The 20221-nt window shown below is 66.7% G+C and carries 20 protein-coding genes and 1 riboswitch; of the genes, 8 read left to right on the top strand and 12 right to left on the bottom strand.

The features are described 5' to 3' along the window. Positions 1-15: 15 nt before the first annotated feature. The 4 genes from FK527_RS07520 to FK527_RS07505 all read left to right on the top strand — a co-directional run bounded on the left by FK527_RS07520 (position 16) and on the right by FK527_RS07505 (position 1490). Positions 16-312, top strand: a complete 297-nt coding sequence (locus FK527_RS07520; protein ID WP_144731896.1) for a flagellar protein FliT — start codon at positions 16-18, stop codon at positions 310-312. 3 nt (positions 313-315) lie between these two features. Continuing rightward, on the top strand, positions 316-645 hold the full coding sequence (locus tag FK527_RS07515) for a flagellar protein FliT (RefSeq protein WP_144731894.1): 330 nt from the start codon (positions 316-318) through the stop codon (positions 643-645). 246 nt (positions 646-891) lie between these two features. Next, entirely contained in the window at positions 892-1164 is a 273-nt protein-coding gene (locus tag FK527_RS07510; protein WP_144731891.1) for a type II toxin-antitoxin system Phd/YefM family antitoxin, read from the top strand. Further along, positions 1161-1490, top strand: coding sequence for a type II toxin-antitoxin system RelE/ParE family toxin (locus FK527_RS07505; protein ID WP_144731888.1), 330 nt, complete (start codon positions 1161-1163; stop codon positions 1488-1490). Before FK527_RS07510 ends, FK527_RS07505 begins: the two co-directional genes overlap by 4 nt. A gap of 68 nt (positions 1491-1558) precedes the next feature. Here the strand turns inward: FK527_RS07505 and rpsI are convergent, their stop codons facing one another. Further along, complete coding sequence (gene rpsI / locus FK527_RS07500) at positions 1559-1951, bottom strand: 30S ribosomal protein S9 (RefSeq protein WP_144731885.1); 393 nt, start codon at positions 1949-1951, stop codon at positions 1559-1561. Positions 1952-1963: 12 nt separating this feature from the next. After that, positions 1964-2395: a 50S ribosomal protein L13 gene (gene rplM / locus FK527_RS07495; protein ID WP_144731882.1), complete on the bottom strand. Its 432-nt coding sequence runs from the start codon at positions 2393-2395 to the stop codon at positions 1964-1966. 318 nt (positions 2396-2713) lie between these two features. Between rplM and FK527_RS07490 the strand changes: the two genes are divergently transcribed. Then, a complete protein-coding gene (locus FK527_RS07490; RefSeq protein WP_144731879.1) occupies positions 2714-3601 on the top strand; it encodes a 23S rRNA (adenine(2030)-N(6))-methyltransferase RlmJ in 888 nt (295 codons plus the stop codon). A 38-nt stretch (positions 3602-3639) separates the two neighbouring features. Here the strand turns inward: FK527_RS07490 and FK527_RS07485 are convergent, their stop codons facing one another. From FK527_RS07485 to ahcY, 4 genes are all read right to left on the bottom strand, one after another. Further along, the gene (locus FK527_RS07485; protein ID WP_144731876.1) at positions 3640-4338 is read right to left on the bottom strand and encodes a septal ring lytic transglycosylase RlpA family protein; all 699 of its coding nucleotides are present in this window, start codon (positions 4336-4338) and stop codon (positions 3640-3642) included. Next, positions 4338-5237, bottom strand: coding sequence for a methylenetetrahydrofolate reductase [NAD(P)H] (gene metF / locus FK527_RS07480; protein WP_425460422.1), 900 nt, complete (start codon positions 5235-5237; stop codon positions 4338-4340). The genes FK527_RS07485 and metF overlap by 1 nt, the downstream gene beginning before the upstream one ends. After that, positions 5194-6024 carry a TlyA family RNA methyltransferase gene (locus FK527_RS07475; RefSeq protein WP_144731872.1) on the bottom strand — a complete coding sequence of 277 codons (831 nt, stop codon included), beginning with the start codon at positions 6022-6024 and terminating at the stop codon, positions 5194-5196. Before FK527_RS07475 ends, metF begins: the two co-directional genes overlap by 44 nt. Positions 6025-6312: 288 nt before the next feature. After that, entirely contained in the window at positions 6313-7749 is a 1437-nt protein-coding gene (ahcY, locus tag FK527_RS07470; protein ID WP_144731870.1) for an adenosylhomocysteinase, read from the bottom strand. Between the two features lie 60 nt (positions 7750-7809). Continuing rightward, positions 7810-7902: riboswitch (S-adenosyl-L-homocysteine riboswitch) on the bottom strand. A gap of 274 nt (positions 7903-8176) precedes the next feature. Between ahcY and FK527_RS07465 the strand changes: the two genes are divergently transcribed. Then, positions 8177-8437, top strand: a complete 261-nt coding sequence (locus FK527_RS07465) for a DUF2061 domain-containing protein (protein WP_144732070.1) — start codon at positions 8177-8179, stop codon at positions 8435-8437. A 124-nt stretch (positions 8438-8561) separates the two neighbouring features. Here the strand turns inward: FK527_RS07465 and FK527_RS07460 are convergent, their stop codons facing one another. Continuing rightward, on the bottom strand, positions 8562-9566 hold the full coding sequence (locus tag FK527_RS07460) for a LysR family transcriptional regulator (protein ID WP_144731868.1): 1005 nt from the start codon (positions 9564-9566) through the stop codon (positions 8562-8564). Positions 9567-9664: 98 nt separating this feature from the next. On the opposite strand from FK527_RS07460, the gene aptA reads away from it, so the two are divergent. Both aptA and FK527_RS07450 read left to right on the top strand, forming a co-directional pair. Continuing rightward, complete coding sequence (aptA, locus tag FK527_RS07455) at positions 9665-11053, top strand: omega-aminotransferase AptA (RefSeq protein ID WP_144731866.1); 1389 nt, start codon at positions 9665-9667, stop codon at positions 11051-11053. A 280-nt stretch (positions 11054-11333) separates the two neighbouring features. After that, positions 11334-13661 carry an NADP-dependent malic enzyme gene (locus FK527_RS07450; protein ID WP_246072718.1) on the top strand — a complete coding sequence of 776 codons (2328 nt, stop codon included), beginning with the start codon at positions 11334-11336 and terminating at the stop codon, positions 13659-13661. Positions 13662-13794: 133 nt separating this feature from the next. Here FK527_RS07450 and FK527_RS07445 read toward each other — a convergent pair whose 3' ends face one another. From FK527_RS07445 to FK527_RS07425, 5 genes are all read right to left on the bottom strand, one after another. Continuing rightward, entirely contained in the window at positions 13795-14202 is a 408-nt protein-coding gene (locus FK527_RS07445; protein WP_144731860.1) for an EF-hand domain-containing protein, read from the bottom strand. Between the two features lie 59 nt (positions 14203-14261). Beyond that, positions 14262-15509: a hypothetical protein gene (locus FK527_RS07440; protein ID WP_144731857.1), complete on the bottom strand. Its 1248-nt coding sequence runs from the start codon at positions 15507-15509 to the stop codon at positions 14262-14264. 56 nt (positions 15510-15565) lie between these two features. Next, positions 15566-16480 (bottom strand): 5'-nucleotidase, encoded by a 915-nt coding sequence (locus FK527_RS07435; RefSeq protein ID WP_144731854.1) that lies wholly within the window; start codon positions 16478-16480, stop codon positions 15566-15568. Between the two features lie 9 nt (positions 16481-16489). Then, the gene (gene gspF, locus FK527_RS07430; RefSeq protein ID WP_144731851.1) at positions 16490-17725 is read right to left on the bottom strand and encodes a type II secretion system inner membrane protein GspF; all 1236 of its coding nucleotides are present in this window, start codon (positions 17723-17725) and stop codon (positions 16490-16492) included. An 86-nt stretch (positions 17726-17811) separates the two neighbouring features. After that, positions 17812-20187, bottom strand: a complete 2376-nt coding sequence (locus tag FK527_RS07425) for a DUF1631 family protein (RefSeq protein WP_144731848.1) — start codon at positions 20185-20187, stop codon at positions 17812-17814. Positions 20188-20221: the final 34 nt, after the last annotated feature.

Genomic DNA, 20221 nt, shown 5'->3' with positions numbered 1-20221 from the left:
TTGCATTGCATTGTCATGTTGATAGACCATTACAAAAACATAGAGCAAAGCAGCCAGCGCATGTTGCAAGCTGCCCAGGCCCAAGATCGGGAGGGTGTGGCGCGCTGGGAGGACGTGTGCGCGCAGCAGATCGCCCATTTGCAGCGCCGTGCCAGCGAGGAGTCCTTGCCCGCACCGCAGCGCCGCGAGAAGTCCGGCATTTTGCTGCGCATTCTGCGCAACGATGCCCAGGTGCGCAGTCTCATGGAGCCTTGGAGCGAGCGGCTCGAGCCTTTGCTTTCATTGATGCCGCCGTCGGCATCGAGGAACTGAGCCATGTCAAACGCCAGCCCGAGCCAAAACTTTGGTTCAAGTCGCTTGATCGACTACTACAAAGCCCTCGAAGACAGCAGCCAAAAAATGCTGCAAGCTGCGCAGCTGCAAGACTGGGAGGGCGTGGCGCGCTACGAGGGTACTTGCGCCGTGCTGATCGAGCAGTTGCGCTACCAGGCCCGGCACGAGGCGCTGCTGCCAGAGCAGCGCAAGCTCAAGTCCGAGATCATGCGCCGCATCCTGCGCAACGACGCCCAGATCCGCCTGTTGGCCGAGCCCTGGCTCGCGCAGTTCGAGCATCTGTTTGAAGGGCAGCCGATGGCGATGCACTGAGGCATTCCACAAGGTGGACCGAATTTAGACTATATTTTGTCCCTTTGAACCCAGATTGTTCATTAGGACGTGGGATGATGGCGAGGCGGCTGGCGCGGCAGTTTGGCCGCCGGTGAGATGTCCATAGCAGGTGCCATGGACGCCGAAGCAGCGGCCAAAATGACCGTCAGCCGTCCGCCAGCGCCCGCGTAGGTGCGCAGCACCGACTAATGGACAATTTGGGTTGAACCAGGCCTCCAGTCCGTCATGAAGCTATCCACCCAGGTCAAGCCCATCAGCTATCTCAAGAGCCACGCCGCGCAGATCGTGAAAGATGTTTCCGAATCGCGCGAGTCCGTGCTGATCACCCAGAATGGCGAAGCCAAGCTGGTGGTGATGGACGTGCACTCCTACGAGCAGCAGCAGGAAGCCTTCGCACTGCTGAAGTTGCTTGCGCTGGGCAAAAGCGACATCGCACAAGGACGCTTTCGCGATGTGGAGGAGGTATTTGCTGAGCTAGACCAGGAAGACAGCGCGTGAAGGCGGTTTTTCTGTCGGGTGCGGAAGAAGACCTGAAGGAGCTGCGCCGCTATCTCATCAAGCGCTTCGGGAAAGGCACCTGGAGTGACGCCTACGGGAAAATAAAGACCTCTGTGCGCGGCCTCCAAACATTTCCGTTGGCAGGCTCCGTTCCAGAGGAATTTGTCGATCTGGGCCTCGGTCAGTACCGTCAAGTGATCTCTGGCATGAACCGCATCATTTACGAAGTCGGCGATGAGGTGCTTTACATCCATATCGTCTGTGATACGCGCAGGGACATGCAAACATTGCTTGTCAGCCGGATTTTGCAGATGACGAAAAAATAATACTGGTTGACTCAGGAAGACAAAAAAACCGCCAGAAGGCGGTTTTTTTGTGGGTAAAGCAGACCAGCTCAGCGCTTGGAGAACTGCTTGGCGCGGCGTGCAGAGTGCAGGCCGACCTTTTTACGTTCGACCTCACGGGCGTCGCGTGTGACGAAGCCGGCTTGGCTCAAAGCGGGCTTGAGCGTGGCGTCGTAGTCGATCAGCGCGCGGGTGATGCCGTGGCGTGTGGCGCCGGCCTGGCCGGATTCGCCGCCGCCTTGCACGTTGACCTGAATGTCGAAGGTTTCGAGATGGTTGGTCAGTGCGAGCGGCTGCTTGGCGATCATGATCGAGGTTTCACGGCCGAAGTAGGACTGGATGTCCTTGCCGTTGATCGTGATCTTGCCGGAGCCTTTTTTCATGAAGACGCGGGCCACGCTGGACTTGCGGCGGCCGGTGCCATTGTTCCATTCACCAATCATTGCAATGGCTCCTTAGATTTCCAGCACTTTGGGCTGCTGGGCGGTGTGCGGATGCTCTGCGCCGCCGTACACCTTGAGCTTTTTGATCATGGCGTAGCCGAGCGGGCCCTTGGGCAGCATGCCCTTGACGGCCTTCTCGAGCGCGCGGCCGGGGTGCTTGGCCTGCAGATCGCGGAAGTTGGTGGCTTTGATGCCGCCGGGGTAGCCGGTGTGGCGGTAGTACATTTTGTCGAGCTGCTTGTTGCCCGTGACTTTGAGCTGGGCAGCGTTGATGACGACGATGTAATCCCCGGTGTCGATGTGGGGCGTATAAATGGCTTTGTGCTTGCCGCGCAGGCGATGGGCAACTTCGCTGGCTACCCTGCCTAGCACCTTGTCGGTGGCGTCAATCACAAACCACTCATGCGTCACCTCAGCGGGTTTGGCGCTGTACGTGGTGGTCATGGTTTTCTCTTTGAAAAGAAGTGGTTTGGGCGGTCCTTTTCCACGGTCGGTGCTTTTCTGGTGAAAGCCTCTTAGGTGGGGGGGTAAAGGGTGCTTGGGGTTGCCCTGCTGCACTCTTTGCTGGACTTACGCAAACAGGGATGCAGCGCGGTGCTTTGCCATGCGGCGCACGCCTTGCCTCACCCCGATTTGCGTAAGTCGCATTTTTATTTTCGCCGCGGGACCTGCCTTGCGCTGCGAAACCGGCGATTATATGAAATTGGCGCCGTTTTTGGGGATTTTTTGTGCAGGCGGCCACGCACTCGTTACCATTGCGCCATGTTCAGTTACCGCCACGCCTTCCATGCGGGCAACCATGCGGACGTGCTCAAGCACACCGTGTTGATTGCCATGTTGCAGCACCTCGTACAAAAGGACGCTGCGCTCACGGTGCTGGACACCCATGCAGGCGCGGGCCTGTACCGGCTCGATGGCGACTATGCGCGCACGAGCGGCGAGGCGGCCGATGGCGTTTTGCGCCTGGCGCAGGCGGACGCTGCGGCGCTGGCACCGGCCTTGCAGGCGTATCTGGAGTTGGTGCGTGCCTTCAACGCGGGCACTGGCGTCAAGGTCTATCCAGGCTCGCCTTTCATCATCCAGCACCTGCTGCGCGCGCAGGACAAGCTCAAGCTGTTCGAGCTGCACCCGAGCGACCTGCGCGCGCTCACGCGCAACGTGGCGCAACTCGAGGCAGGGCGCCAGGTGGCCGTTCTGCACGAGGATGGTTTCGAGGGCTATAAAAAATTCTTGCCGCCACCGTCGCGCCGCGCCTTTTTGCTGTGCGATCCTAGCTACGAATTAAAGAGCGATTATGGGCGCGTGCAGGACTTGGTGGCGGACGCGCTCAGGCGTTTTGCCACGGGCACCTACGCCATTTGGCACCCCATCATCGGCCGCCCCGAGGCGCACGAGCTGCCGCGCCGCCTCAAGACCCTCGCGACCAAGGCCGGCAAACCCTGGCTGCACGCGACGCTCACGGTGAAGTCGGCCAAACTCGGCGCGCCCCTGCTGGGCGCATCGCGCCGCCCCGGCCTGCCCGCGAGCGGCATGTTCATCATCAACCCACCCTACACGCTCAAGCCCGCTTTGCAGGCGGCATTGCCGCAACTGAGCCAATTGCTCGCGCAGGATGGGCACGCGGCGCACCAGTTGCTGGTGCAGGCGTGAAATGGGGGATGTGAGGCGGATCTTTTCGCCTATCTTGCTCAAGGCGCGCATTCCGTGTGGCCCGGCGCGAGCACGGAGAGTTCCACGGGTTTGAGGCCCAGGCCGACGATTCCCAGGGCGCTTGCGGCGCCTTTGCTCAGATCGATCACGCGGCGGGACGAGTAGGCGCTGCGGTCGTTGATGCGTACGACCACGCTGCGCCCGGTGTCGCGGCTCAACACGCATACGCGCGTGCCGAAGGGCAGGCTGGGGTGGGCGGCGGTGAGGCCGTGCATGTCGTAGGGCTCGCCGCTTGCGGTGCGCCGGCGGTGGAACTTGAGGCCGTACCACGACGCCAGCCCTTTGCGCCGCGCCTGCGGCAGCAGCGAGAGTGCGCTCTGCCGGGTGGAAATGCCGCTGGTTTCGGCGTCATCGTCCGGGCCTTCGGGCGCAGGTTCTGCGGGTGGTTCGAGCAGCAGCGTCTCGCCGCGCGGCGAGAGCACGGTGGGCGCGAATGCCTCGGGCGCCGGAGCGTTCAGGCCCTCGGCGCGGGCCGGCGTTGCGGGCGTCAGGGTAAGGGAAAACGCCAGCCACCCGGCCACCAGAGCCGCCGCACGAGCAGCCTGTCGGACTTTGGGCGTCGAAAGCGAGAATGTGCCGCAGCCGACGATTCCAAAGCCCGACAGGCGCCTAGGCCCGCGGCGCGCCAGCGGCGGGCCTTGCACGCCCAGCGCTTTGGCGTGCAGGCCCGTGTGCATCAACCCCGCCCTGCGCCGCGCAGGCGTGTGCAGATCGCGAGCGTGGCTGCGCTCTGGTTCATGGTGTAAAAGTGCAGCGCCGGTGCGCCGCCGGCGATCAGGCGCTCGCACAGCGCCGTCACCACGTCGAGGCCAAAGGCTTGGATGCTGGCCGTGTCGTCGCCAAAGGCCTGCAGGCGCAGGCGGATCCAGCGCGGCACTTCGGCGCCGCAGGCGTCGGAAAAGCGCAGCAGCTGCGTTGCGCCCGTGATGGGCATGATGCCGGGCACGATGGGCACGCGCGCCACATCGACACCCAGGCGCTGCACCTCGTCGACGAAACGGAAGTACGCGTCGGCGTTGTAGAAATACTGCGTGATGGCCGAATCTGCGCCGGCGCGCAGCTTGGTTGCGAAGGCTTGCAGGTCGGCTGCGGGCGAGCGCGCCTGCGGGTGCATTTCGGGGTAGGCGGCGACTTCGATGTGAAAGTGCCGCCCGGTTTCGGCGCGGATGAATGCGACGAGCTCGCTCGCGTAGTGGAACTCGCCGCCCAGGCCGTAGCCGCTGGGCAGGTCGCCGCGCAGCGCGACCAGGCGCTTGACGCCCATGGCCTGCAGCTCTTGCAGCTGCGCGCGCACCGAGGCGCGCGTGGCGCCTATGCACGAGAAATGCGCGGCAGCGGGCACGCCCTCGGACAGAATCTCGCGCACGGTGGCAAAGCTGCCCTCGTGCGTGGAGCCGCCCGCGCCGTAGGTGACCGAGCAGAACTCGGGCGCGAGCGCATAGAGCGCGCGGCGCACGGTGCGCAGCTTTGCCACGCCCTCGGGCGTCTTGGGCGGGAAGAATTCGAAACTCAGCGGCAGCCGTGCCGGCGCTTCATGGCGGGCTGGCTGCATGGTTGGTGGTGGGCTCGAGGTCATGCCCTCTCCTTGCAAAAATGAAAAATTCGCGGTTGCCGTCGCCACCTGCGATGGGGCTGGCCAGCCACTGCAATTCGGCCAGGCCCAGCGCGGTGCAGGCCATGCGGATGCGCTGCTCGACGAGCGCATAGAGCGCCGCATCGCGCACGATGCCGCCCTTGCCGATCTGCGCGGGCTGCAGCTCGAACTGCGGCTTGACCAGCATCAGCAGCGCACCGCCGGGTTTGACGAGCGGCGCCAGCGCGGGCAGCACCAGCGTGAGCGAGATGAACGACAGATCGCCCGTGACGAGGTCGAAGCCGGCCCTCGGTTTTAGATCAAATGGGCCACTAGCGCTTGATGGATAAGCGCCAGCAGCTATCAAATCAGATGCAGTCAGGTGGCGTGCGTTGCATTGCTCGAGGCAGCGCACGCGCGCGTCGGCGCGCAGGCGCGGGTGCAGCTGGCCCTGGCCCACATCGACGCCGACCACGCACGCGGCGCCGTGCTGCAGCAGGCAGTCGGTAAAGCCGCCGGTCGATTGGCCCACGTCCAGGCAAGCCCAGCCGCGCACGTCCAGCCCCGTGGCGGCGAGCGCGCCTTCGAGCTTGAGCCCGCCGCGCGAGACATAGCGCGCCTCGGCCGCGTCGAGCAGCTGCAGCTCGGCATCGGCCGGCAGCTCGTCGGCCTTGGCCAGCGACCGCCAGCCGGCGGGCGAGCGCCAGCGCGCGCCCGCCGCGATCAGGCGCTGCGCCTGGCTGCGGCTCGCGGCCAGGCCGCGTTCGACGAGGAGCTGATCGGCGCGCACGGCGTATTTTTGAATGAAACCCAGATTGTTAGGACGCGGGACGATGGCGAGGCAGTTTGGCCGCGGCCGAGACGTCCGTCATTGCGAGCCCCGCAGGGGCGCGGCAATCCAGTCCGGACCTAGCAAGGGACGCAGGCGCTGCATCGAAAGCCATATGGATTGCCACGGGCCTGACGGCCCTCGCAATGACGGGGCATACATCGCGCATACCGGGAAATTCCGCTTCATGGGCAATCTGGGTGAAATCGGCCTATAACGCCCGTTTTAAAAGCGCTTGAAGCTACGCTATCAATAGCGATACGTATCGGGCTTGTACGGCCCCTGCTTGGACACGCCGATGTAGGCGGCCTGTGCGTCGGTGAGCTCGGTGAGTTTGGCGCCGAGCTTGGAGAGCTGCAGGCGCGCGACCTTTTCGTCGAGGTGCTTGGGCAGCACATAGACCTGGCCGACCTCGTAGGCGTCGCGCTGCGTGAAAAGCTCGATCTGCGCGAGCGTCTGGTTCGCGAAGCTGCTGCTCATCACGTAGCTCGGGTGTCCGGTGCCGCAGCCCAGGTTCACGAGGCGCCCGCGCGCCAAGAGGATGATGCGCTTGCCATCAGGAAAGATCACGTGATCGACCTGCGGCTTGATCTCTTCCCACTGGCACTTTGCTTCGAGGCTCGCGACGTCGATCTCGTTGTCGAAGTGGCCGATGTTGCAGACGATGGCCTGGTCTTTCATGCGCGCCATGTGTTCGAAGGTGATCACGCTCTTGTTGCCCGTGGCGGTGACGAAGATGTCGGCCAGCGGCGCTGCCTCGTCCATGGTCACGACGCGGTAGCCTTCCATCGCGGCCTGCAGCGCGCAGATCGGGTCGATCTCGGTCACCCAGACCTGCGCCGAGAGCGCGCGCAGCGCCTGCGCCGAGCCCTTGCCCACGTCGCCATAGCCGCAGACCACGGCGATCTTGCCCGCCACCATCACGTCGGTGGCGCGCTTGATGCCATCGACCAGCGATTCGCGGCAGCCGTACAGGTTGTCGAACTTGCTCTTGGTGACCGAGTCGTTGACGTTGATCGCGCGGAATTTGAGCGTGCCCTTGGCCGACATTTCCTTCAGGCGGTGCACGCCCGTGGTGGTCTCCTCGGTCACGCCGATGATCTGCGCGCTCTTGCGGCTGTACCAGCGCGCGTCCTGCGCGAGCTTGGCGCGGATCGCGGCAAAAAGCACGTGCTCTTCTTCACTGCCGGGCTGTGCGAGCACCGACGGGTCCTGCTCGGCCTGCTGGCCCAGGTGCATGAGCAGCGTGGCGTCGCCGCCGTCGTCGAGGATCATGTTCGGGCCTTCGTCCGGCGCGCCCGCGGGACCGAACTCGAAAATGCGGTGCGTGTAGTCCCAATACTCGGCCAGGCTCTCGCCCTTGACGGCGAACACCGGCGTGCCTGCGGCGGCGATCGCGGCGGCGGCGTGGTCTTGTGTGGAAAAGATGTTGCACGAGGCCCAGCGCACCTGCGCGCCCAGCGCCTGCAGCGTCTCGATCAGCACGGCGGTCTGTATCGTCATGTGCAGGCTGCCCGCGATGCGCGCGCCCTTGAGCGGCTGGCTGGGCGCGAATTCTTCGCGAATGGCCATCAGGCCGGGCATTTCGGTCTCGGCGATGCGGATTTCCTTGCGTCCCCAGTCGGCCAGGCCGATGTTGGCAATCACGCAGTCGATGGGCGCAGAGGTGGGAAGAGGGGCGTTCATGGTGTGCTCCTGAAAGTCAACACCGGCGCGGGGCAAAAGACGACTCACCGCACCGGAAGTGGTGGATGAGCGTCGTTGCAAAACACGGTTTCCGAGCCTCACGCCCTGAGGCCACCGGCGGGTGACTGGGGCGCTGCAACGCTCCTCGGAGGTGGCGGATTTTAGAGCCTATTTGAACCCAGATTGGTCATGAGGCGGCGCTGCGCGCCTACGCGGGCGCTGGCGGACGGCTGGCGGTCATTTTGGCCGCGGCGGTGTTGCGGCCCACGGGCTCGGGGATGGCTTCGCCGCGCAGGTCCGCCGCCTGCAGCGCGCCGCGCACGAGAGGACGGTGCTTTTCAGCCGCTATGGGCAGCTTAGGGAAAATCGATTGGAAATAGTACTTGCGAATCACTACCATTTGCGCAGAAGCACAAGGAGTATGGCTATGCGCTTGATTCGTCGCACCCTGCGGAAAAACCGGACTATGCTGCTCAAAACGGTGAGCTACTATGTGATCCACGTTTGCGTGGCCGCCTTGGTGGCTTATGCGGTCACCGGCAACTTGTGGGCAGCTTTCACGCTGAGTCTGCTGGAGCCCAGCGTGCAGGCTGTGGCCTTCTTTTTTCATGAGAAAGCCTGGGCGCGTGCGCAGCGCAGCAAAGAACGCCCAGATGCCGTGCCGGTGGCCATGGCGCAAGGGGCATGAAAATGCCGCGTGCCATGTCTTTGCAGGCCATGCCGGTGCGCCCGCTGCGCAGGGCCGGCTTCACAGACTGGCTGCTGCAGCACTTGGCGGCGAAGGCGGGTGCAGGTTGACCGAGACGGCGCTTTCAGGCCGGCAGCGGATCGCAGGTGCTGATGCCGGCGTGCGCGGCGACCAGGCAGCGCTGCAGCAGCTGCGCGGCGCGCGTGGGCGCGGGCGAGCGGCGCAGCAGGCCCACGAAGCTGCAGCTGTAGCGCAACAGCGCGGGGCGCACGGCCTGCATGCGGCCTGCGCGCACGAAGGCTTCGGCGTAGTGGTCGGGCAAAAAGCCCAGAAAGCAGCCCGAGAGGATCAAGGTGGCGATCGCTTCCTGATCGAAGCCCGTGGCGCTGCGCGTGAGCTGCGCCTGGTGGCTCAACTCCATGTTGGGCGAGTGGTAGCCCAGGCCCGCGAACGGGTAGCGGCGCAGTGCGTCCCAGTCGAGCGTCTTATTCGTATCGTGGTCGGCACCGAACAAGGGATGCCCGGCGCCGCAATACAGCAGCATGGTTTCGTCGAACAGCGGTGTGTAGAGCAGGCTGGAGGCGCTGCGGTGCGCGGGGATGATGCCGACCTGGAAGCGCCCTTCGAGCACGCCGCGCTCTATGGTCTGGATGCTGCCCACGTGCAGCTCCAGGTGCACGCCGGGCGCCTGGCGTGTGAAGTCGGCAATCGCCGCGTGGATGCGCGCGGCGGGGTTGCTCGCGGTCTGGTCGAACACGGCGAGCGCCAGCGGGCCGCCCAGGCGCGCGTGGATGTCGTCCACGCCGCGGCGAAACGCCTGCACCGCGTCGAGCAGGCGCAGCGTTTCTTCATAGACGCGCCGGCCTTCGGGCGTGAGCGCAAAGCCCGCGCGCCCGCGCCGGCACAGCACCAGGCCCAGGCGCGTTTCCAGGTCTTTGAGGTGGCGGCTGATGGTGCTCGTGGCGATGTTGAGTTCGAGCTCGGCCGCGGCCAGGCCGCCGCATTCGACCACGCTCTTGAACACCTGCAGCAGGCGCAAGTCCATGTCGCTGAGCTGCCCGAGCACGGCGCGCTGGCGCCCGTCGGTGGGCGGCAGGGGAGCAGAGGCAGGGGGGTGATTTACTTGCATAGATACTCAAGTAAACGGTGATATTGCACTATTGGAGGCATTATGGAGGCGGCGAACAATAGGCGCTTTTGCTTTTCCGCCCGCCCTGGGAGACTGCCATGACGCTTGCCACCACCGCCCCCGCTGCCGCCGAATCCGCGGCCTTTCCCGCATCCTTTCCCGCTCCCGTGCGCCGCGATGCCGCCTGGCTCGACGCGCACTGGATGCCCTACACCGCGAACCGCCAGTTCAAGGCCGACCCGCGCCTGATCGTCGCCGCGAGCGGCGCCTACTTCACCGACGCCGACGGGCGCAAGGTGTTCGACGGGCTCTCGGGCCTGTGGTGTTCGGGTCTGGGCCACGCGCGCCGCGAGATCGCCGAAGCCATTGCGCAGCAGGCGCACACGCTGGACTACGCGCCGGCGTTCCAGTTCGGGCACCCGGCGGCGTTCGCGCTTGCCAACAAAATCAAGGAGCTCACGCCCGCGGGGCTGGACTATGTGTTTTTCACGGGCTCGGGGTCGGAATCGGCCGACACCTCGCTCAAGATGGCGCGCGCCTACTGGCGCCTCAAGGGCCAGGCGAGCAAGACGCGCCTGATCGGGCGCGAAAAGGGCTACCACGGCGTGAACTTCGGCGGCACCTCGGTGGGCGGCATAGGCGCGAACCGCAAGTTCTACGGCCAGGGCGTGGAGGCCGACCACCTGCCGCACACGCAGCCGCCTGCGGGCACGTTTGCCAAGGGCCAGCCGACCGAGGGCGGGCGCCAGCTGGCCGACCGGCTGCTCGATCTGATCGCGCTGCACGACGCCTCGAACATCGCCGCCGTGATCGTCGAGCCCTTTTCGGGCTCGGGCGGCGTGGTGATTCCGCCCGTGGGCTACCTTGAGCGTCTGCGCGAAATCTGCACGCAGCACGACATTCTGCTGATCTTCGACGAGGTCATCACGGGCTTTGGCCGCGCGGGCGCCTACACGGGCGCCGAGGCCTTCGGCGTGACGCCCGACATCATGAACGTGGCCAAGCAGGTGACCAACGGCGCACAGCCGCTGGGCGCGGTGATCGCGCGCAAGGAAATCTACGACACCTTCATGGCCGCGGGCGGGCCCGACTACCTGCTCGAATTCCCGCACGGCTACACCTATTCGGCGCACCCTGTGGCCTGCGCGGCGGGCCTCGCGGCGCTCGACCTGCTGCAAAAAGAGGACGCGATTGCGCGCGTGCGCTCGCTCGCCCCTTACTTCGAGCAGGCCGTGCACAGCCTCCAGGGTGCGAAACACGTGCTCGACATCCGCAACTACGGCCTCGCCGCGGGCTTTACGATCGCGCCACTGCCCGGCGAGCCCGCGCGCCGGCCCTACGAGATCGCCATGCACTGCTGGAAGAAGGGCTTTTACGTGCGCTACGGCGGCGACACGATCCAGCTCGCGCCGCCCTTCATCAGCGAAAAGGCCGAGATCGACCGCCTCGTGAACGCGCTCGGCGAGGCGCTCGCGCAGACCGCGTGAAACTATCGATGTGATAGCTGCTAGTGCTTGATGGGTGGTCGTTAGAGCCGTTTTTGGCTTATAAACCAGCGTCTTGCCACGCGCGTGCTGGCGGTGCGGCGCGTGCGGCTTGGGTGTCCCGAGCGCGGGGCGTGCGGCCTACAATGGCCAGCCCGCGCCGGCGCGCTGGCAGTTGTGCATGGACATTTGCGCATGGGCAGTTGCCACGCCGTGCCGCTGGCGCCCCCCTGGAGAAAGCCCCATGCCCGAGAACACCCCGGCCCCCCATCCTTCCTCCACCATGCCCGGCGCCGCTGCGCCCGCCGCGCTGAGCAGCGGCATGTCGCCCGAAAAGCGCGCCGAGCTGCGCCGCGCCGCGCTCGAATACCACGCCCAACCCAAGCCCGGCAAGATCGCCGTCACGCCGACCAAGCAGCTCGTGAACCAGCACGATCTGGCGCTTGCGTATTCGCCCGGCGTCGCCGCGCCGTGCGAGGAAATCGTCAAAGACCCGCGCGCGGCCTTTCGCTACACGAGCCGCGGCAATCTCGTGGGCGTGGTCACGAACGGCACGGCCGTGCTGGGCCTGGGCGACATCGGGCCGCTCGCGGGCAAGCCCGTGATGGAGGGCAAGGCCGTGCTCTTCAAGAAGTTTTCGGGCATAGACGTGTTCGACATCGAGATCAACGAAAAAGACCCCGAAAAGCTCGTCGAGATCATCGCCGCGCTCGAACCCACCTTTGGCGGCATCAACCTCGAGGACATCAAGGCGCCCGACTGCTTTTACGTCGAGCGCAAGCTGCGCGAGCGCCTGCACATCCCCGTGTTCCACGACGACCAGCACGGCACGGCCATCGTCGTGGGTGCGGCCATCTTGAACGGGCTCAAGGTCGCGGGCAAAGACCCCGCAAAAATCAAGCTCGTGACCTCGGGCGCGGGCGCGGCGGCGCTCGCGTGCCTGGGGCTGCTCGTCAAGCTCGGCATTCCGCGCGAGCACATCTGGGTGACCGACCTCGCAGGCGTGGTCTATGAAGGCCGCACCGAGCTCATGGACGAGGACAAGCGCTTTTTTGCCCAGCCCACGGCGGCGCGCACGCTGGCCGAGGTGATCGAGAACGCGGACGTGTTTTTGGGCCTGTCGGCGGGCGGCGTGCTCAAGCCCGAGATGGTGCGCAAGATGGCGGCGCGCCCGCTGATCTTCGCGCTCGCCAACCCCACGCCCGAAATCCTGCCCGAAGAGGTGCGCGCGGTGCGTGACGACGCCATCATGGCCACGGGGCGTAGCGACTACCCGAACCAGGTCAACAACGTGCTGTGCTTTCCGTACATCTTCCGCGGCGCGCTCGACTGCGGCGCGACCACCATCACGCTGGAGATGGAAGTCGCCGCCGTGCACGCCATCGCCGAGCTCGCGCAGGCCGAGCAAAGCGAAGTCGTGGCCGCGGCCTACGCGGGCGAGCCGCTCGCGTTCGGGCCTGAGTACCTGATCCCCAAGCCTTTCGATCCGCGCCTGATGATGAAGATCGCGCCCGCGGTGGCGCAGGCCGCGGCGGACAGCGGCGTGGCGCTGCGCCCCATTGCCGACATGGATGCCTACCGCGACCATCTGCAGACCTTCGTCTATGCCTCGGGCACGATCATGAAGCCCATCTATGCGGCGGCCAAGGCGGGTGCGAAAAAGCGCGTGGCCTACGCCGAGGGCGAGGAAGAGCGCGTGCTGCGCGCGGCGCAGATCGTGGTCGATGAGCGCATCGCGCGCCCCACGCTGATCGGGCGGCCCGCCATCATCGCGCAGCGCATCGCCAAGTTTGGCCTGCGCCTCAAGGAAGGCTTGGACTACGACGTGGTCAACGTCGAGCAGGACGAGCGCTACCGCGACTTCTGGCAGACCTACCACCGCCTGACCGAGCGCAAGGGCATCACCATCCCGATCGCCAAGATCGAAATGCGCCGGCGCCTGTCGCTGATCGGCGCGATGCTGTTGCACAAGGGCTACGTCGATGGGCTGATCTGCGGCACCTGGGGCACCAACCCCATGCATTTGAACTACATCGACCAGGTGATAGGCAAGCGCCCGGGCGCCAATACCTATGCCGCCATGAACGCGCTGCTGCTGCCCGAACGTCAGGTGTTCCTCGTCGATACGCACGTCAACTACGACCCGAGCGCCGCGCAGCTCGCCGAGATCACCGTCATGGCCGCCGAGGAAATGATGCGCTTTGGCGTGCGGCCCAAGGCGGCGCTGCTGAGTCACTCCAATTTTGGGAGCAGCAACGAGCCCAGCGCGGTGAAGATGCGCGCGACGCTCGCATTGCTGCGCGTGCAGGCGCCCTGGCTCGAGGTCGATGGCGAGATGCACGGCGACGTGGCGCTTGACGGCGCCGCGCGCCGCGCGCTGATGCCGCGCAGCACGCTCGAGGGCGACGCGAACCTGCTCGTGCTGCCCAACATCGACGCGGCCAACATCGCCTACAACCTGCTCAAGACCGCCGCGGGCGGCAACATCGCGATCGGCCCGGTGCTGCTCGGCGCGGCCCAGCCGGTGCACATCCTCACCGCCAGCGCCACCGTGCGCCGCATCGTGAACATGACGGCGCTCACCGTGGCGGACGCGAACGCCGCGCGCTGAGGCTGCCACGAGGCGCTGAGGCGCCTGGCTTTGCTCTCATATCGAGAGCTGCTTGCGCTTGATGTACCTGGCCTGAAGGCCATTTTGGCTTCAATTTTTCGCAGAAATTGGAATCTGACCCCAATTTCCCGACTCAATGCGCGCCGTCGGGCGAAGCGGCCTGCTGCTGGGCCTGCTCCTGCGCTTTTTTTGCGGCCTTGGCGCGTTCGCGTTCGGCGCGGTAGTGGGCCGAAAACACGCGGATTTCGTCGGGCGTGACGAAGCCGTCGTGGTTGGTGTCGGCCTCGTCGAAGGCGGCGGCCAGCGGCGGGAACAGGGCCACCTCGGCGCGGCTCAGCTTGCCGTCGCCGTTCGCGTCGAGCATCTGGAATTGGCGCAGGGCCTTGAGCTCGCCGCGCGAAGGCGTGGCGCTGCTGGCAGGGGCAGAAGCGGCGGGTGCTGCCGCGCTTGGTTGTACGCCGGGGTCGGCCCAGACGCCGGCGCCTGTGCAACACAGGGCCAGCGCGGGCAGGAGTCGGAACAGTCGGAACAGGGTTTGCATGCGTACAGCTCCTTGGCGTGGGGGTGGCGTGGGTGCGCCGCGGCCGTGCCGCACAAAAATCACCACTCTGGCGGTATGTCGATGTAGGGAAAGATCGGCTCCTGTGCGAGCCGGTGCTGTTCGTTGAGCCAGGACTTGAGGCGCTTGCCTTCGCGCACGAGTTCAATGTCGTGTTCGAGCGCCTCGCACTCGGCCAGTTCCTCATCCTGCAGGTCTTGCAGCCAGCGGCGCAGGTCGGCTTCGTTGAAACGGTAGCCAAAGCCCAGGTCCAGCGCATGTTCCCAGTGGTTTTGGCGCGCGTAGCGCTCGCGCTCGAGCTCCTGCACCTGTTGTTTGAGCAACTGCGTGAGCGCTTGCAGGCGCTTTTCGGGCGGCAGCTGCGCCTGCGCGGGGTCGAGCAGCGCGGCGTCGCGCTGGATTTGCAGCAGCGCCACGATATCTTTGTTCTGGTAGGCGCGGTTCGCTGCGGACATGAGTTCGGTCTTGCGGCGGCGCTCGTCTTCGCTGGCCGCGCGGTCGGGGTGCAGCGCGCTCGCGAGCTGGCGGAAGATCGCGCGCAAGGTCGTCTCGGCGTCCTGCTGCACAGCCTCGGCGCGTTGCTGCGCCGCCGTGGGTTTGCGCGGCTTTTGCTTGCGCGCCGCTTTCTCTTGCTCGTACTGCTCTTGTTGCTCCTGCATTTTGGCTTTGGTCTGCGCGAACATGCGCATGATCAATTCCTCATGCGAGGCGTCGTCGCCGGCCTCGGCTTCGGGCGCGGCGATCTCCTCGCCGAGCACGTGGCTGACCATCTGGGCAAACGAGGCGCGGTCTTGTTGCTCTTTTTCGGCGAGCGTTTGCGGGCTGAACTCGTCGTGCAGGCGGGCCATTTCCGCATCACCGTCGGCCGCGAGCGCGGCGGCAACGGCGCAGACGATGGCGCGCGCCGTCTCGCGCTGCTGTTTGCTCAGGCGCTTGTCGTTGATGTGCGGCACGAGCAGCGCGACCATTTCGCGTCGGCCTGCATCGCGGCGCGCGTGCAGCGGTGCGAGCAGGCTCTGCACGGCCGTCTGGTAGGCGTGGCCCAGCGCGTCGGTCCGGGCGATCTGCGCCTTGAGCTTGTCGATGCGCGCCAGCTCGCGGTTGTAGGCCTTGGCCGCGGGCGTGAGCGCGGCGCCGGCGCCCTCGGCGAGCACTTGCAAATCGCGCGCACCCAAGGCGGACGGTGGCGCGGACGGCGCAGCCGGGGTCGATGCGTCTTGCGCAGGCGCGGCGCCGAACAGGTCTTCTTGTGCGGCGCGGCGGCGGGAGGGCGTTTTTTTCGTTGCCATGGTGCTCATTCCAGGAAAGATCGTGGCGGCGCGGTTTCGTTCCGCCTCCGTGGTTTTCATTCGTGCGGCTCGTGCGCGATGCCGCTGCGCACCAGGCCCGCGGGTACGTGCTGTGCGGCCGAGAGCACGTGGCCGGTCTGGTCGTCGAAGAAGAAGTCGGGCTCAAATTCGCGCAAAAACGGCCCCTTGGGCATGCCGCCGAGGAACATGGCCTCATCGACGGCGATGTTCCAGTGCATCAGCGTCTGGATCGCGCGCTCGTGCGCTGGGGCGCCGCGCGCCGTGACCAGCGCCGTGCGTATGCGCATGGGCCCGCCGCGCTGCTGCAGGCGGTGCAGCGCGGCCAGAAAAGGCTTGAACGGGCCGGGCGGCAGCGGCAGCGCGGCTTTTTCGCTCTCGTGCGCCTGGAAAGCGTCCAGCCCTGCGCTTTGATAAACGCGCTCGGCCTCGTCGGAAAACAGCACCGCGTCGCCGTCGAAGGCGATGCGCACCTCGTCTTGGTGTGTGTCGGCGGCGGGCGCCGAATGCGTCGCCACCTGCGCGGCGGCAAAGCCCAGCACCAGCGCCTCGCGCACGTCGGCCTCGTTGGCCGAAAGGAACAGGTGCGCCCCCAGCGGGCGCAGGTAGCGAAACGGCGCCGCCCCCTGCGTGAACACGCCACGTTGCACCGAGGTCAGCCCGTGCGCGCGCACCGAGCGGAACACGCGCATGCCGCTCACCGGGTCGTTGCGCGAGAGCACGACGACCTCGACGCGCTGACGCCCGGGCGTATTGAACGCAAGCAGCTTGCGCACGAGCGAAAACGCCACGCCAGGGCGCGCCGGTGTGTCCAGGCGCTCGAGCTGCAGCTGCATGTAGGCGCGCGGGTCGACGGGGTCGAAGACGCGGTTTTCCTCCTCGAAGTCGAACAGCGCGCGCGAGGAGATCGCCACCACCAGCTTGTCGTCGTCGGCATTTGGGGTATCGGACATGGCAAAGCCCTATTTGACGAGCTGGTTGAGCTCGATGATGGGCTGCAGCACCGCGAGCACGATCAGCATCACGATCAGGCCCATGGCGACGATCAGCAGCGGCTCGAGCACGGTGGCGAGCGCGAGCGCGCGGCGCTGCACCTCGGCGCCGAGCTGGTTCGCGGCGCGCTGCAGCATCAGCGGCAGCTGGCCGGTCTGCTCGCCCAGGCGCGCGAACATCGCGAGCAGCCCCGGAAAGCGCTTTTTCTGCGCGAGCGCCGCGGCCAGCGGTGCGCCCTCGCGCACCAGCACCAGCGCGTCGAGCGCGTCGGCGCGCAGGCTGCGGTTGTGCAGCGTCTCGGCCGCGGCCTGCAGCGCCTTGAGGATGGGCACGCCCGCGCCTGCGAGCATGGCCAGCGTGCCCGCAAAACGCGCCGCGTTGTAGCCGCGCGCGAGCCGCCCGAGCACGGGCAGGCGCAGCCAGGCGGCGTCGAATTGCAAGCGAAAATGCTCGAATCGCAAGGCCCAGCGCGCGCAAGCAGCTATCACAACAAAAGCGGTCAGGAGCAGCCAGCCCCAGCTGCGCAGGAATGCGCTCAGCCCCAACATGAGCACCGTGAGCAGCGGCAGCGCGCGCTTGGTGCCCGCAAACACGCCCGCGACCTGCGGCACCACGTAGCCCACGAGAAACAGCACGATCACGATCGCCACGAGCGTGACGATGGCCGGGTACAGCGCCGCGCCCACGAGCTTGGCCTGCAGCGCCTGGCGCGCCTCGAGGTCGTCGGCCAGGCGCTCGAGCACCTCGCCCAGATGCCCGCTGTGCTCGCCCGCGCCGACCACGGCGCAATACACCGCGGAGAACTCGCGCGGGTGCTGCGCAAGCGCGCGCGCAAACGGCACGCCCGCGTTGACCTCGGCGCGCAGCGCGGCCACGAGCTCACGCTGGCGTGGGTCGTCAGCCTCGTCGGCCAGCGCCGCGAGCGCGCGCTCCAGCGGCAGGCCCGAAGTCACCAGCCCCGCGAGCTGGCGCGTCCACACTGCGAGCCCCGTGGCGCCGAGCACCGGACGCGTGAACAGGCGCTGCCAAAGCCCCGGCGCCGCGCCCCCGTCAGTACCCGCGCCCGCGGCCACTGGATCGACCTGCAGCGGCACCAGCGCCTGCGCGCGCAGCAGGCTGCGCGCGGCCTTGGCGCTGTCGGCTTCCAGCAGGCCTTTGCGGGTCTGGCCCTGCGCGTCCAGGGCTTCGAAGGTGAATGCGGGCATGGGCTTGGGAGGCGGGTTGGTACGCGGAATGTACGGGGGAGATGGAGGAAGATGATTGAAGATGGGCCCAATGGCGGTGCGCAGACTCAAGCGCTGCCGGCGCCGCCCAGGCGCTCGGGATTGGCGTCGAGCTTGGTGATCGCGTCGCGTGTCGCGCGCAGGCTCAGGCCCTCTTCGTCCAGGCCCACGAGCAGCCCCGCCTGCGCGTAGGCCGCCAGGCGCCGCAGTTGGATCAGGTAGCTGTGGCCGCTGGCGCTGGCAAACAGGTGCAGCTGGCGGCGCGCGCTCTGCCACACGTATTGCACCGAGACCCTGGCGGCATTGTGCTCCAGCGTGAACCAGGCGCCGAGCGGCAGCGCCTGCACCCAGGCGAGCACGGCGTCCTGCACGGGCGCGCCGTTGTCGGCGAGCACATCGAGCGCCGACGCATCGATGCCGAGCAGCATTTCGACGTTGTCGGCATTGAGCGGCATGTCGGCGAACGCGGCATCGGTGACGATGTCTTCGAGGCGCGCAAGGCGTTCTGCCAGGGCATCGATGTGCGCCTGCGCAATGGACTCCGTCTTGGACAAAAAGGCGTCGGCCAGCGTGTCGGTGAGCGCCTTGATCTGGGCGTCCTGCTTCGCGCCGGTGATGCCCACCAGGGCAAGCCCCTGGCGCAGGTTCTGCAGCAGGCCCGGCAAGGCCTTGATGACCTGGGCGCGCTCGCTGCGCTGGGGCTTGGCACTCGCGGCCCAGATCAGGTCGGCCGCAGCACGCTTGTACGCGAGGGTGTCGGCATGCTGCGCACCCGCGCGCACGGCCGACAGCGCGAGCACCTCGGCCCAGGTCTTGAGCAGGAAGTCGCGCACCTCATCGCGCACCGGCACGTCCTGCAGCATGGTGCGCAGCTCTATCGTGTATTGCACGGCCAGCGTGTCTTTTTGCTCGACCTGCTGCGCCACGCTCACGATGCGCGCGATGCCTTCCTTTTCGGTGAGGAACTTTGCGAGAAAGCGCTCGAACTCGGTCAGCACGAGCTGGAACACGCGGCTGCCGGTTTCGGGGTATTGCTCCACCACCTGCACGACGCGGCGGATCTCGGCCTCGAGCGCGCTGCCCGAGAGCGTGCTGGCATCGAAGCCCATGACGCAGCCCCCCATGCGGTCTATGAGCTGGCGCGCGGGGTGCTTGAGGTCGCTGAGGAAGGCGGGCTCGGCGAGCGCCACACGCAGCACGGGCAGCTGCAGGCGCGCGAACCACACGCGCACGCTCGGCGGAATGCGCTCCTCGGCGAGGATGCTCTGGAACATCAGCGCCACCAGCTCGATGATGGCTCGCTCGCCCGCGGTGCCGGCTTTTTGCTTGAGTTCCTCGGTTTGCCGGCGCGCCGCCTCGGCCGACTGCGCCACGGCCGCCGGCCCATAGCCTGGGAAGGTGGGGCTGATGCTGACGTAAAAGCTCGCGGCCTCGGTGCGCGCCTCGGCAAGCGCCTGCGCCAGGGCCGCCGAAGCGGGTGGCGCCTGCGCCAGGTCCAGGCCAATCACGGGTTGCAGCAGCCGGCGCAAGTGGCCCATGATGCTCTGTGCCCGTGCCCGCGCGCGCACCCAGGGCGTCGCACCGGCTGCGGGGGGCAGGCCCGCGGCAGCCGCATAGGCCGATGCGGCCGCGTGGCCTGCAGGCAATCCACCTGCAGGAAAGCTGCCGTGTGCCAGGGCGCCGGAAGGAAATGCGCCGGGCGCGCCCGCACCCGGCGGCGCGCCCGGCATCCGGGCTGGCGCTGCAGGCTGGCCAGCCGCAGCGCCAGGGCCCGCGGGGCTGGGCGCGGGGGTGCGGCGCACGCGCAGATCGGACTGCGGCGTGATGCCCTGCTCCACATACCAGGCGTTGATGGCCTGGTACTGCTTTTGCAAAAGATTGGCCAGCGCACGCTGCAGCGGCTCCTGCACGGCCTGGAATTGTTCGCGTGGCAACTCTGCCTGCACCCACTGTTCGACGAACACGAGGCAGACCGATTCGGGCCGCAGAATGTCCTGCGCCGGTGGCGCGTCGCCCTCGAGCGTCTGCGTGCGCTGGCGCACCGCGTCGAACTGCAGGCCCACCTGCTCCAGCACCGCCGCGGCCATGCGCGTGGCGGTGATCTTGTTTTCCATCACGTCGTCGCCCAGCAGCTCGAACGAGCGCGGCTGCGCCGCACGCGCCGTGGCGGGTTTTGCTACGTCTGCGGCGGCGCTAGCAGCCTGGCGCAGTGCCTGCTCCACGCACGCGATCCAGCGCGCATGGTGCTGCTGGTAGAGCATCCAGGCATCGCGGCGCGTCTGCATTTCGCGCAGCGTACCCGGTGCGGCCATGCGCTCGCTCAGGTGATCGAGCAAGACCTTGTCCAGCGGTGCCAGCTGCGCGCACAGGCCCTGCACGAAGCGTTCGCGCACCTGTTGGCTCAGGTGACGGCGTTGTGCGGCGGAAGAAGGCGGGGCGGGCATGGTTCGGCTTGAGAAAGACCCTCAGTTTGTCATA

The organism is Extensimonas perlucida, assembly GCF_007655255.1.
Lineage (GTDB): Bacteria > Pseudomonadota > Gammaproteobacteria > Burkholderiales > Burkholderiaceae_C > Extensimonas > Extensimonas perlucida.
This window is presented reverse-complemented; position numbering and strand designations above follow the sequence as displayed.